A 12,437-nucleotide genomic window follows, 5' to 3' on the forward strand; every position below is an offset into this window, starting at 1 on the left:
ACCACGTGATCTCGACCCTGCTCGTCGCCAACCGCGGCGAGATCGCCTGCCGGATCTTCCGCACCTGCGCCGACCTCGGCATCAGGACCGTCGCCGTGCACTCCGACGCCGACGAGCACGCGCTCCACACGCGCGTGGCCGACAGCGCCGTACGGCTGCCGGGCTCGACCCCCGCCGACACCTACCTGCGCGCCGACCTGGTGGTGAAGGCCGCCGTGAGCGCCGGCGCGGACGCCGTGCACCCCGGATACGGCTTCCTCTCCGAGAACGCCGACTTCGCGCGCGCCGTCGTCGACGCCGGCCTGGTCTGGATCGGACCGCCCCCGGAGGCCATCGAGGCGATGGCGTCCAAGACCCGCGCCAAGGAGCTCATGGGCGTCGCCCCCCTCGGCGAGGTCACCGAGTCCGACCTGCCGGTGCTGGTCAAGGCGGCCGCGGGCGGCGGCGGGCGCGGCATGCGCGTCGTACGCCGCCTCGACGAACTGGCCGCCGCCCTGGACGGCGCACGCGCCGAGGCCGCAAGCGCGTTCGGTGACGGCGAGGTCTTCGTCGAGCCCTACATCGAGCGCGGCCGCCACGTCGAGGTCCAGATCCTCGCCGACACGCACGGCACGGTCTGGCCGCTCGGCACCCGCGACTGCTCCCTCCAGCGCAGGCACCAGAAGGTCATTGAGGAAGCACCGGCACCGGGCCTCCCCGAAGGCCTGGTGAAGGAGCTGCACGCACTGGCCGTACGCGCGGCCCGCTCGGTCGCCTACGTCGGCGCGGGCACCGTCGAGTTCCTCGTCGCCGACGGCAGGGCGCACTTCCTGGAGATGAACACCCGCCTCCAGGTCGAACACCCCGTCACCGAAGCCGTCTTCGGCCTCGACCTCGTCGCCGAACAGATCCGCGTCGCCGAGGGCCACACCCTCCCCCTCGACCCGCCACCCGCGCGCGGCCACGCGATCGAGGCCCGCCTCTACGCCGAGGACCCCGCCCGCGACTGGGCCCCGCAGACCGGCACCCTGCACCGCCTCGCCGTACCGGACAGCGTCCGCCTGGACACCGGTTACACCGACGGCGACGAGATCGGCGTCCACTACGACGCCATGCTCGCGAAAGCCGTCGCCCACGCCCCCACCCGCGCGGAGGCCCTCCGCAAACTGGCCCACGCCCTGGAACAGGCCACCCTGCACGGCCCCACCACCAACCGCGACCTCCTCGTCCGCTCCCTGCGCCACGAGGAGTTCACGACGGCCCGCATGGACACCGGCTTCTACGACCGCCACCTCACCGAACTGACGGCGCCCGCCCACGACCCGCACGCCCCTCTCGCCGCCGCCCTGGCCGACGCCCACGGCCGCTCCCGCTTCGGCGGCTGGCGCAACCTGCCCTCCCAGCCCCAGACCAAGCGCTACCTGATGGCGGGCGAGGAGCACGAGGCCCACTACTGGCACACCCGCGAGGGCCTCACGGCGGACGGGGTCCGGGTCGTGCACACCGGCGCCCGTCTCGTCGTACTCGACATCGACGGCGTGCACCGCAAGTTCGAGGTGTCGAGATACGGCGACCAGGTCCACGTCAACAACACGACCCTCACCGCCCTGCCCCGTTTCCCCGATGCCAAGGCTCAGTTGGCACCGGGGTCCCTGCTGGCACCGATGCCGGGGACGGTCGTACGGATGGCGGAGGGCCTGGAGGAGGGGGCGGCGGTGACGGCCGGACAACCACTCCTGTGGCTGGAGGCGATGAAGATGCAACACCAGATCACGGCACCGGTCACGGGCACGCTGAGCGAACTGCGGGTCGTGGTCGGACAGCAGGTGGAGCCCGGCTCCCTCCTGGCAGTGGTACAGGCGCCCCTCTAGGGGCGCGGGGAACTGCGCGAGCAACCACACACGACCCGCACGCGAAGGAGCCACCATGCCCCTCCACATCGAAACCGACGAACACAAGGCACTCCGCGCGGCGGTGGCCGCCCTCGGCGCCAAGTACGGCCGCGACTACATCACGCGAACCGTCGCCGAGGGCCGTCACCCCACGGAGCTCTGGCAGGAAGCCGGCAAACTCGGCTACCTCGGCGTCAATCTCCCGGAGGAGCACGGCGGCGGAGGCGGCGGCATCGCCGAACTCTCCATCGTCCTGGAGGAACTCGGCGCCGCGGGCTCCCCGCTCCTCATGCTCGTGGTCTCACCCGCGATCTGCGGCACCGTGATCGCCCGCTTCGGCACCGACGCCCAGAAGAACCGGTGGCTGCCCGCGCTGGCGGACGGCTCCCGCCTCATGGCCTTCGGCATCACCGAACCGGACGCCGGCTCCAACTCCCACCGCATCACCACCACCGCCCGCCGCGACCCGGCGAGCGGCGACTGGCTGCTGACCGGCCGCAAGGTCTTCATCTCCGGCGTCGACATGGCCGACGCCGTCCTCGTCGTCGGCCGCACCGAGGACGCCCGCACCGGCCGCCTCAAGCCCTGCCTGTTCATCGTCCCCACGGACGCCGAGGGCTTCCACAAGCGTCCCATCGACATGGAACTGAGCGCCGCCGAGAAGCAGTTCGAGCTGACCCTGGACGACGTGCGGCTGCCCGCCGACGCGCTCGTCGGCGACGAGGACGCCGGTCTGCTGCAACTGTTCGCCGGACTCAACCCCGAGCGGATCATGACGGCCGCGTTCGCGATCGGCATGGGCCGCTACGCGCTCTCCAGGGCGATCGAGTACGCGCGCGACCGTACCGTCTGGAAGGCCCCCATCGGCGCGCACCAGGCCATCGCCCACCCCCTCGCCCAGGCCCACATCGACCTCGAACTCGCCCGCCTGATGATGCAGAAGGCCGCCCACCTGTACGACGCGGGCGACGACATCGGCGCAGGCGAGGCCGCCAACATGGCCAAGTACGCGGCCGGCGAGGCCTGCGTCAGGGCCGTCGACCAGGCCGTGCACACCCTCGGCGGCAACGGACTCACCCGGGAATTCGGGCTCGCCTCGTTGATAACGGCCGCGCGCGTGGCTCGTATTGCTCCGGTGAGCAGGGAGATGATTCTCAACTACGTCTCCCACCAGACCCTCGGCCTGCCCAAGTCGTACTGAGGTCGCACGCAGGCCGAACCGAGCCGTGACGAGGCCCGAGGCCGCCTTGGAGGAACCGTGTTCCGCAGTGAGTACGCAGACGTTCCACCCGTAGAACTCCCCATCCACGAGGCCGTGCTCGGCCACGCCGCCGAGTTCGGCGACGCACCCGCCCTGATCGACGGCACCGACGGCACCACCCTCACGTACGCACAACTGGACCGGTTCCACCGCCGGATCGCGGCCGCGCTCGCCGAGGCCGGCGTCCGCAAGGGCGACGTCCTCGCCCTGCACAGCCCCAACACGGTCGCCTTCCCGACCGCGTTCTACGCGGCCACGCGCGCGGGTGCCGCCGTCACCACCGTGCACCCGCTCGCCACGCCCGAGGAGTTCGCCAAACAGCTCAAGGACTCCGCGGCCCGCTGGATCGTGACCGTCTCACCGCTCCTGGCAGCCGCCCGCCGGGCCGCCGAACTCGCCGGTGGCATAGCGGAGATATTCGTCTGCGACAGCGCACCCGGCCACCGCTCGCTGATCGACATGCTGGCCAGTGAGGCCCCGGAGCCCGAGGTCGACATCGACCCCGTCGAGGACGTCGCCGCCCTGCCGTACTCCTCCGGCACCACCGGCGTCCCCAAGGGCGTGATGCTCACCCACCGGCAGATCGCCACCAATCTCGCCCAGCTCGAACCCGCCGTCCCGGCCGGCCCCGGCGACCGCGTCCTCGCCGTCCTCCCCCTCTTCCACATCTACGGCCTCACCGCCCTCATGAACGCGCCGCTGCGCAAGGGCGCCACCGTCGTCGTCCTGCCCCGCTTCGACCTGGAGACCTTCCTCGCCGCGATCCAGAACCACCGCATCACCGGCCTGTACGTCGCGCCGCCGATCGTCCTCGCCCTCGCCAAGCACCCCGCGGTCGCCGCGTACGACCTGTCCTCCCTGAAGTACGTCATGAGCGCCGCCGCCCCCCTGGACGCCCGCCTGGCCGCCGCCTGCTCCGAGCGCCTCGGCCTGCCGCCGGTCGCCCAGGCCTACGGCATGACGGAACTCTCGCCCGGCACCCACGTCACCCCGCTCGACGCCCTGGACCAGGCACCGCCCGGCACCGTCGGCAAGCTCATCGCAGGAACCGAGATGCGGATCGTCTCGCTCGACGACCCGCGCAAGGACGTCTGCACCGGCGAACCCGGCGAGATCCTCATCCGCGGCCCCCAGGTCATGAAGGGCTACCTCGGCCGCCCCGACGCCACCGCCGACATGATCGACACCGACGGCTGGCTGCACACCGGGGACGTCGGCCACGCCGACGCCGACGGCTGGCTGTTCGTCGTCGACCGGGTCAAGGAACTCATCAAGTACAAGGGCTTCCAGGTGGCCCCCGCCGAACTGGAGGCCCTCCTGCTCACCCACCCGGGCATCGCCGACGCCGCCGTCGTCGGCGCCTACAACGAGGACGGCAACGAGATCCCGCACGCCTTCGTCGTCCGCCAGCCCACCGCCGGCGACCTCACCGAGAACGAGACCATGCTGTACGTCGCCGAGCACGTCGCGCCCTACAAGCGCGTCCGCAAGGTCACCTTCATCGCCGGAGTGCCCCGCGCGGCCTCCGGGAAGATACTCCGCCGCGAACTGCGCGCCCTCGCGAAGACCGCGGAACCCGAGGAGCGCCCATGACATCACCCGGAACACGGCCCGCAACAGCGGCCCGAACGCCGACCGGAACGTTGATCGGACAGACACGCGCGCGTGCCGTCACCACCCTCAGCCTCGACGCCACCGCCACCCGCAACGCCCTGTCCGCCGCCCTCGTCGCCGAACTCGCCCAGGCCCTCACCGACAGCGCCAAGGACCCCGACGTCCGCGCCGTCGTCCTCACCCACACCGGTACGACCTTCAGCGCCGGCGCCGACCTGCGCGACCCGCCCGACCCGGACGCCGTCGTCGGCCTCCTGCGCCAGATCGTCGAACTGCCCAAACCCGTCGTCGCCCGTGTCACCGGCCACGTCCGCGCCGGCGGCCTCGGCCTCCTCGCCGCCTGCGACATCGCCGCCGCCTCCACCGACTCCACCTTCGCCTTCACCGAGGTACGCATCGGCGTCGCCCCCGCGGTGATCTCCCTGCCCCTCCTGCCGCGCACCGACCCCCGAGCCCTCGCCCGCTACTACCTCACCGGCGAACGCTTCGCCCCCGCCGAGGCCGTCCGCCTCGGCCTCCTCACCACCGCCGCCGACGACGTCGACACCGCCCTCGAACCCATCCTCGACGGCCTCCGCCGCTCCGCCCCCCAGGCCCTGGCCGAGACGAAACAGCTGCTCACAGCTAGGGTGCTGGAGACATTCGACCGGGACGCGGCCACCCTCACCGCACTCTCGGCCCGGCTGTTCTCCTCCGACCAGGCCCGCGAGGGGATGACGGCCTTCCTCGAACGACGGGACGCAGCGTGGGTGGTGTGAACACGGGGGCGAGCACGGCGGAACGCGCCCCCAAACAGGACCGCAGCCGGGCCACCCGGCAGCGGCTCCTGGAAGCCGCCGTGGCCTGTCTCGCCGAACACGGCTGGACCGGCTCCACGGTCGCCGTCGTCGCCGAGCGCGCCGGCGTCTCCCGGGGCGCCGCCCAGCACCACTTCCCGACCCGCGAGGACCTCTTCACGGCAGCCGTCGAATACGTCGCCGAGGAACGCTCCACGGCCCTGCGCGCCCTGTTCCCGCAGGGCGCGGCCGACGACCGCAGAGCAGTCGTCTCCGCCCTCGTCGACCTCTACACCGGCCCCCTCTTCCGCGCCGCCCTCCACCTCTGGGTCGCCGCCTCCAACGAGGACCAGCTCCGCCCCCGCGTCACCGAACTGGAAGCCCGCGTGGGCCGTGAGACCCACCGCATCGCCGTCGACCTCCTCGCCGCCGACGAATCCCACCCGGGTGCGCGGGAGACGGTCCAGGGCCTCCTGGACATGGCGCGGGGCCTCGGCCTGGCGAATCTGCTCACGGACGACAGGGCGCGGCGGGAGCGAGTGGTGACACAGTGGGCGGCGCTGCTGGACGAGGTGCTGGACAGCACCCCGTAAGGGGCGCGGGGAGCTGCGCGACCAGCCCCCCGTCCACCCGCACCCGCCCACCCACCGCCGCACCCGCCCTAGTGGGCGATATCCCCGTACCCCTCGATGTCCTGAGGCCTGCGCACCCCCGGCCCCACGTACTCCGCCGAGGGCCGCACCAACCGGCCCGTCCGCTTCTGCTCAAGAATGTGCGCCGACCACCCGGCGGTCCTCGCACACGTGAACATCGACGTGAACATGTGGGCCGGCACCTCCGCGAAGTCCAGCATGATCGCCGCCCAGAACTCCACATTGGTGGCGAGCACACGATCCGGCCGCCGATTGTGGAGCTCCTCCAGCGCCGCCTTCTCCAACGCCTCCGCGATCTCGAACCGCGGCGCCCCCAGCTCCCGCGCCGTCCGCCGCAGCACCCGCGCCCGCGGATCCTCCGCCCGGTACACCCGGTGCCCGAACCCCATCAGCCGCTCGCCCCGGTCCAGCGCCCGCTTGACGTACCCCACCGCGTCCCCGGTCCGCTCGATCTCCTCGATCATCCCGAGCACCCGAGACGGCGCACCTCCGTGCAACGGCCCCGACATGGCCCCCACCGCACCCGACAGCGCCGCGGCGACGTCCGCGCCGGTCGAGGCGATCACCCGCGCCGTGAAGGTGGACGCGTTCATGCCGTGCTCGGCGGCCGAGGTCCAATAGGCGTCGACAGCCGCCACATGCTTGGGATCCGGCTCGCCGCGCCACCGGATCATGAACCGCTCCACCACCGAGTGCGCCTTGTCGATCTCCCGCTGCGGCACCATCGCCAGCCCCTGCCCGCGGGCCGACTGGGCGACGTACGACAGCGCCATGACCGCGGCCCGCGCCAGATCCTCGCGGGCCTGCTCGGCATCGATGTCCAGGAGCGGCTTCAGACCCCACACCGGCGCCAGCATCGCGAGCGCCGACTGCACGTCCACCCGGATGTCACCCGAATGGACGGGGATCGGGAACGGCTCGGCCGGCGGCAGCCCCGGGTTGAAGGCCCCGTCCACCAGGAGCCCCCACACGTTCCCGAACGAGACGTGCCCGACCAGATCCTCGATGTCGACGCCCCGGTACCGCAGGGCGCCTCCCTCCTTGTCCGGTTCGGCGATCTCCGTCTCGAACGCGACGACTCCTTCGAGCCCAGGCACGAAGTCGGACATGGGGCGGCTCCTCGGGGGTGTAGGCGGAGGCAACTGCACCATAACTCCGAGTGCCACTCTTGGGGACCCCAGCGGCACTCAGTGCCAGGGCGGGTATGCGTCACATGTGCCCCGGACCCATATGTGCATACGGCAGGATGACCGCGTGACCGATCGCGACGCCGCCGCATCCGACGACCCCATCCTCGACCCCGCCGCGATGCGCAAGCACTACCGGGCCGAGGGATTCGAAGAGCACGATCTGGCCGCCCACCCCATGGACCAGTTCACCCGCTGGTTCGAACAGGCCGCGCGGGCCGCCGCCGACGGCATGATCTACGAACCCAACGCGATGGTCGTCGCCACCGCCGACGCCGAGGGCCGCCCCAGCTCCCGCACGGTCCTGATGAAGCAGTACGACAGCCGCGGCTTCGTCTTCTACACGAACTACGACTCCCGCAAGGCCCAGGATCTCGCCGCGAACCCGTACGTCTCGCTGGTCTTCCCCTGGCACGCCATCGCCCGCCAGGTCATCGTCACCGGCACCGCCCGCCGCACCGGCCGCGACGAGACCGCCGCCTACTTCCGCACCCGCCCGCACGGCTCCCAGCTCGGCGCCTGGGCCAGCACCCAGTCCACGGTCATCTACTCCCGCGCCGAACTCGACGCCGCCTACGCGGAGCTCAGCGCCCGCTACCCCGAGGGCGAACAGGTCCCGGTCCCCCCGCACTGGGGCGGCTTCCGCATCGCCCCCCAGGCCGTCGAGTTCTGGCAGGGCCGCCAGAACCGCCTCCACGACCGCCTCCGCTACGTCGCCGACCCCGCCGGCACCTGGCACGTGGAACGCCTCAGCCCCTGACGCCCCCGGACGGCGCCCGAAAACGCAGACGACCCGCGAGCTCGGGTCCCTCCGCCGTACGGCGGAGAAGCCGGCCGGACGTACCGGCGAGCTCGCGGGTCGGGTGACTGCCTGGGATTGGGCCGGCTGCATGCATCGGTCGCACGCTGGTCCGGCACCGCACTCGGTGTGGTGACGGGCCGCTAGCCCGCAGCCACCTCACGCGTCCGGTTGTCATACATCTGCCGAACCACCTCCCTTCTCGTGTACCCCACACCCTACGAAGTCGGCCGGAGGTGCTCAAGGGATTTATTGAAGGTGACGTGCCACGGCGGCACCCCCTAGCTTCCCGACCATGACAAAGCGGCGAGTGAGTGCGGGCGGGCTCTGGATCGGCCTGGTGGACGACGACGGTGAGGCGCTGGAGCAGTGGCGGTACGTGCACAACGTCGTGGTGCCGCCGGCCGCGATGTCGGTGGCGGAGGCGCGGGAGCGGCTTGCGCGGGGGTACCGGCTGGAGAACGCGTACGACGGGGACGTGCTCGTGGGGTGTGCGACCGTGCGGCCCGTCGTCGGCGGGGTGGGGACGGTGATCGCGCGGGTGCTGCCGGAGTTCCGGCGGCGGGGATTCGGGACGGCGCTGTACGAGCATGTGCTCGCGTACGTGCGCGGGCAGGGGGCCGAGGTCGTCGAGACGTGTGTGCTGGGCGTCAACGAGGACGGGTTGCGGTTCGCCGCGCGGTACGGGTTCGCCGAGGTGGAGCGGTATGTGCTCGACGGGAAGAGCGACGAGTGGGTGGATCTGCGGCTCGTGCTGTGAGGAGGTGGCGGGCGGCGGGTTGCAACGATTCCTTCAATCTTGCGGGAACACAGTGTGGGCTGCGTCACGTTCGAGTTGAATGAAGGCAGTGAGTGAGCCTGATGGGGGTCCAGGTGAGTGCTTCCCGGCGTAGTGGGGCCACGGACGAGCTGGGGCCCGACGGGCCCGAGCCGGAGCGGGATGTTCCGGAGGACTCGGGCGGGTCCGACCTGCTCGCGGCGCTGCTCGACGGCATGGACGCGGCACTGTGTGCCTTCGACGCGGACGGGTTCGTCACTCACTGGAACCGTGAGGCCGAGCGGATCCTGGGGTGGACGGCGGCCGAGGCGGTGGGCCGGCACGGGTTCGCCGGGTGGGCGGTGCGTGAGGCGGACGCGGACGAGGTCGAGGGCCGGCTGTTGTCCGCGATGCACGCTCCGGGGCGTCAGGTGCACGAGTTCGCGCTGCTCACGAAGGACGGCGGGCGGGTGCTCGTACGGACGCAGTCGGCGGCCGTGCGGGGGCCGGACGGGAAGCCCGCCGGGGTGTACTGCGCGTTCAGCGAGGTGCATGCGCAGATCGACCTGGAGCGGTCGATCGCGCTGAGCGAGGCGCTGTTCGAGGACGCGGCCTGGGGTGTGGTGGTCGTGGACGCGGACCTGCGGCCGGCCGTCGTCAACGCGTATGCCGCGCGGGCGCTCGGTACCGGGCGTACGTCGGCGCTGGGGCGGCCGCTGGGCGAGCTGCTGGCGCTGGGTGTGGAGGATCTGGAGGGTGCGCTGACGCATGTGCTGGCCGAGGGGGCGCCGCCCGCGCCGGCCGAGATGTGGGTGAGTGTGCGGACGGCGGAGGGCGAGCAGCGGCGTTGCTGGCGGTCGGGGTTCCTGCGGCTGGCGTCGCCACTGGCGGAGGAGCCGGTGCCGCTCGGGGTCGGCTGGCTGTTCCTGGACGTCACGGAGGCCAAGCAGGCCGAGCAGGAGGCGGCGATGCTGCGCTTCCGGGCCAATCAGCTGCATCGTGCGGCCCGTGCGGCCGCGGAGTGCGAGGACCCGGCGGAGGCGGCGACCGTCCATCTGGACTTCGCGCTGGCCGGGTTCGCCGATCACGCGGTGATCGACCGGGTGGTGGGCGGTTCGCGGGCCGACGGGGAGGTGGGACCGGTGCGGCTGGTGCGCATCGCGGCCACGCCGTCGGGGACGCCGGGGCCGAGCATGCTGACGGGTGCGGCGGGGCTGCCGGTGCGTTACGAGGAGGGGCATCCGGCGTTGCAGTGCGTGGCGCGGGCGGGCAGCGTGCGGGCGGACGCCGGTTCGGTGCCGCTGGACCGGGCACGGGCCTGGGCGCTGGACCGGCGGTGGCCCGGGGACGCGGTGCACGCGTTGTGCGCGGTGCTGCGCAGCCGGGGGCGGACGCTGGGCGTCGTGACGTTCCTGCGCGGGGCGGGCCGCAACCGTTTCGAGCGCGCGGACGCGACGTACGCCGAGGACGTGGCGGTGCGCATCGCCACCGCGCTGGATCTCGCCCATCTCGCGAAGGACCGTCCCGCGGGCTGAGCCGGTCGTCAGACGCCTTGCAGGACACGGTCGAGTGCCGCCCGGCCCACCGGTCCCCAGTGCGGCTTGCCGCCGGGAAGTCCTCGGTCCCCGTTCTGGCCCATCAGCATCAGGAAGAGGCACTTCATCGCGGCCAGTCCGCGGGCGCGCCGGATCGCCGCCTCGTCCGCGCGCGCGTACGTGTCGAAGAACCGTGCGGCCGTGCCCGCGGGCAGCAGCACCCATGCGGCGGCGAGGTCCCACGCCGGATCGCCGGCCGACATGTCACCGAAGTCGACGATGCCCGAGAGCGTTCCGTCCGAGACGACGACGTTCGCGGGATGGAGGTCGCCGTGCACCCACACCGGCGGGCCCTCCCAGGCCCGGGCCGCGACGGCGTCGTCCCAGACGGCCCGGACGCGGGCGGCGACGTCGTGGGGGGCGACGGCCTGGAGGAGGTTCTCGAAGCCGTCCGAGGAGTGCCCGGGACGGGCACCGCGGTCCGTGGCGGTCGGGGCTTCGGCGGGCGCCGGTACGTGGAGCGCCCGGAGGAAATCCGCCAGCGTGTCGGCCGCGTGGGTGCCGCGGCTGATCGAGCCGTGGTCCAGCGGCTCGCCGGGAACCCATGTCATCACGGTCCAGTGCTTGGGGAAGCGCTCGGAGGGTTCGCCGAACCGCACCGGGGTCGGTACCGGGAGCGGCAGCCGCGGGGCCAGCACGGGCAGCCACCGCCGCTCCTTGAGCTGGGGTTCCGGGGTGGGGTCCATGCGCTGCATGCGCACGGCCAGCTCGTCCCCGAGCCGCCACATCTGGTTGCCCCAGCCGCCCGCCACCTCGCGAACGGCGAGCCCCGCGAGGTCCGGATGCTGCTCCCGCAGGAGGCCGCGGACCAGGTCCGCGCTGATCTCGATCTCGGTACCGGTCACGCGGAGCCACAGTAGCGAGGCGTGGGGCGGAGCGGCTGGGGTTCTCCGGCCTCAGTGCTGGTAGAAGATCCGGTCGCGGTACTGCTCGAAGACGCGGGCGTTCCACTCGTGGCCGCCGTCGACGTTGCCGGAGCGGAGCAGCGGGGGTTCGGTGCCGCGGTCGGCGAGGGTGGCGGCGGTGGTGGCCAGGACCGCCTGGAGCAGGGCGCTGGTGACGACGGTGGAGGCGGGCGCGAAGGGGGCCGGGATGGTGTCGAGGGTGAGTTCGGCGTCGCCGACGGCGATCTTCGAGTCGAGGACGACGTCGCAGTGGTCCTTGAGGTAGGTGCCGGAGGCGTGCCGGGAGGTGGTCTCGGTGGCGTACGCGACCGACGTCACGCCGATGACCCTGGCGCCGCGGTCGCGGGCGCTGATGGCCATCTCGACGGGGAGGGCGTTGCGGCCGGAGAGGGAGATGATCACGAGGGCGTCGCCGGCGCGCAGGGGTGAGGTGTCGAGGACGGCGGTGGCGAGTCCGTCGACGCGTTCGAGGCGGGAGCCGAGGGTGGCGGGCATGACGTCGACGCCGACGAGGCCGGGGGCGGCGAGGAGGTTCATGAGGGCGAGGCCGCCGGCGCGGTAGACGACGTCCTGGGCGGCGAGGGAGGAGTGCCCGGCGCCGAAGGCGAAGAGGCGGCCGCCGGCGGTGACGGTGTCGGCGAGGAGGGTGCCGGCGGCGGCGATGGTCTCGGCCTCCTCGTCGCGGACCCGTTGCAGGAGGCCGATGGCGGCGTCGAAGAACAGGTCGGCGGGCGTGCCGTCGCTCATGCGGTGCCCCTTCGCAGCGTCAGCGTCTGTGTCGGCGTCTGTGTCGCGGATCACCCTCAGGTCTGGACCATGGTGGTGTCAATACGGCCTGTGCCGAAGGGTGCCGGGCTACGAGGCCACGGCGGCCGCGGCGCCCTGCGAGGGGCGCGGTGAACTGCGCGAGCAACCACCACCGGCCCGCCGGTGCAGGACGGGCCCGCACCCCCCGTTCTTCCGGTGTCCCCCGCTTGTCAGTGGGATCCGGCAGAATTGGTTGCAGTGCACGCCGCCGG

The 12,437-nt window shown here is 72.5% G+C and carries 11 protein-coding genes; 8 read left to right on the plus strand and 3 right to left on the minus strand.

What is annotated here, in order from left to right; genetic code table 11:
* Positions 1-5: 5 nt before the first annotated feature.
* From BLW82_RS23815 to BLW82_RS23835, 5 genes are read left to right on the plus strand one after another with little or no spacing between them, the layout of a single operon-like run.
* Positions 6-1,850 carry an acetyl/propionyl/methylcrotonyl-CoA carboxylase subunit alpha gene (locus BLW82_RS23815; RefSeq protein ID WP_093501567.1) on the plus strand — a complete coding sequence of 615 codons (1,845 nt, stop codon included), beginning with the start codon at positions 6-8 and terminating at the stop codon, positions 1,848-1,850.
* Positions 1,851-1,905: 55 nt separating this feature from the next.
* Positions 1,906-3,072 (plus strand): acyl-CoA dehydrogenase family protein, encoded by a 1,167-nt coding sequence (locus BLW82_RS23820; protein WP_093501569.1) that lies wholly within the window; start codon positions 1,906-1,908, stop codon positions 3,070-3,072.
* A 57-nt stretch (positions 3,073-3,129) separates the two neighbouring features.
* The gene (locus BLW82_RS23825; protein ID WP_093501571.1) at positions 3,130-4,725 is read left to right on the plus strand and encodes a 4-coumarate--CoA ligase family protein; all 1,596 of its coding nucleotides are present in this window, start codon (positions 3,130-3,132) and stop codon (positions 4,723-4,725) included.
* Positions 4,722-5,504, plus strand: a complete 783-nt coding sequence (locus BLW82_RS23830; protein ID WP_093501573.1) for an enoyl-CoA hydratase family protein — start codon at positions 4,722-4,724, stop codon at positions 5,502-5,504. Before BLW82_RS23825 ends, BLW82_RS23830 begins: the two co-directional genes overlap by 4 nt.
* Complete coding sequence (locus BLW82_RS23835; RefSeq protein WP_093501575.1) at positions 5,492-6,115, plus strand: TetR/AcrR family transcriptional regulator; 624 nt, start codon at positions 5,492-5,494, stop codon at positions 6,113-6,115. Before BLW82_RS23830 ends, BLW82_RS23835 begins: the two co-directional genes overlap by 13 nt.
* Before the next feature lie 68 nt (positions 6,116-6,183).
* Here the strand turns inward: BLW82_RS23835 and BLW82_RS23840 are convergent, their stop codons facing one another.
* Positions 6,184-7,284: a citrate synthase 2 gene (locus BLW82_RS23840; protein WP_093501577.1), complete on the minus strand. Its 1,101-nt coding sequence runs from the start codon at positions 7,282-7,284 to the stop codon at positions 6,184-6,186.
* 121 nt (positions 7,285-7,405) lie between these two features.
* Between BLW82_RS23840 and pdxH the strand changes: the two genes are divergently transcribed.
* The 3 genes from pdxH to BLW82_RS23855 all read left to right on the plus strand — a co-directional run bounded on the left by pdxH (position 7,406) and on the right by BLW82_RS23855 (position 10,453).
* Positions 7,406-8,122, plus strand: coding sequence for a pyridoxamine 5'-phosphate oxidase (gene pdxH, locus BLW82_RS23845; protein ID WP_177233047.1), 717 nt, complete (start codon positions 7,406-7,408; stop codon positions 8,120-8,122).
* A gap of 334 nt (positions 8,123-8,456) precedes the next feature.
* Positions 8,457-8,921, plus strand: a complete 465-nt coding sequence (locus BLW82_RS23850; RefSeq protein WP_093501581.1) for a GNAT family N-acetyltransferase — start codon at positions 8,457-8,459, stop codon at positions 8,919-8,921.
* Positions 8,922-9,034: 113 nt separating this feature from the next.
* The gene (locus BLW82_RS23855; protein ID WP_093508222.1) at positions 9,035-10,453 is read left to right on the plus strand and encodes a PAS domain-containing protein; all 1,419 of its coding nucleotides are present in this window, start codon (positions 9,035-9,037) and stop codon (positions 10,451-10,453) included.
* An 8-nt stretch (positions 10,454-10,461) separates the two neighbouring features.
* On the opposite strand, the gene BLW82_RS23860 is transcribed toward BLW82_RS23855, so the two are convergent.
* Both BLW82_RS23860 and BLW82_RS23865 read right to left on the minus strand, forming a co-directional pair.
* Positions 10,462-11,358, minus strand: a complete 897-nt coding sequence (locus tag BLW82_RS23860; protein ID WP_093501582.1) for an aminoglycoside phosphotransferase family protein — start codon at positions 11,356-11,358, stop codon at positions 10,462-10,464.
* 51 nt (positions 11,359-11,409) lie between these two features.
* On the minus strand, positions 11,410-12,165 hold the full coding sequence (locus BLW82_RS23865; protein ID WP_093501584.1) for an SIS domain-containing protein: 756 nt from the start codon (positions 12,163-12,165) through the stop codon (positions 11,410-11,412).
* Positions 12,166-12,437 lie beyond the last annotated feature (272 nt).

Origin of the sequence: Streptomyces sp. Ag109_O5-10, from assembly GCF_900105755.1 — a bacterium.
In the GTDB taxonomy this organism is placed as follows: Bacteria; Actinomycetota; Actinomycetes; order Streptomycetales; family Streptomycetaceae; genus Streptomyces.

Bases quoted from the DNA above. Each gene is read 5' to 3' on its own strand.
- BLW82_RS23820 (WP_093501569.1), top strand. From the start codon at position 1,906: ATGCCCCTCCACATCGAAACCGACGAACACAAGGCACTCCGCGCGGCG.
- BLW82_RS23830 (WP_093501573.1), top strand. From the start codon at position 4,722: ATGACATCACCCGGAACACGGCCCGCAACAGCGGCCCGAACGCCGACC.
- BLW82_RS23840 (WP_093501577.1), bottom strand. From the start codon at position 7,284: ATGTCCGACTTCGTGCCTGGGCTCGAAGGAGTCGTCGCGTTCGAGACG.
- pdxH (WP_177233047.1), top strand. From the start codon at position 7,406: ATGTGCATACGGCAGGATGACCGCGTGACCGATCGCGACGCCGCCGCA.
- BLW82_RS23850 (WP_093501581.1), top strand. From the start codon at position 8,457: ATGACAAAGCGGCGAGTGAGTGCGGGCGGGCTCTGGATCGGCCTGGTG.
- BLW82_RS23865 (WP_093501584.1), bottom strand. From the start codon at position 12,165: ATGAGCGACGGCACGCCCGCCGACCTGTTCTTCGACGCCGCCATCGGC.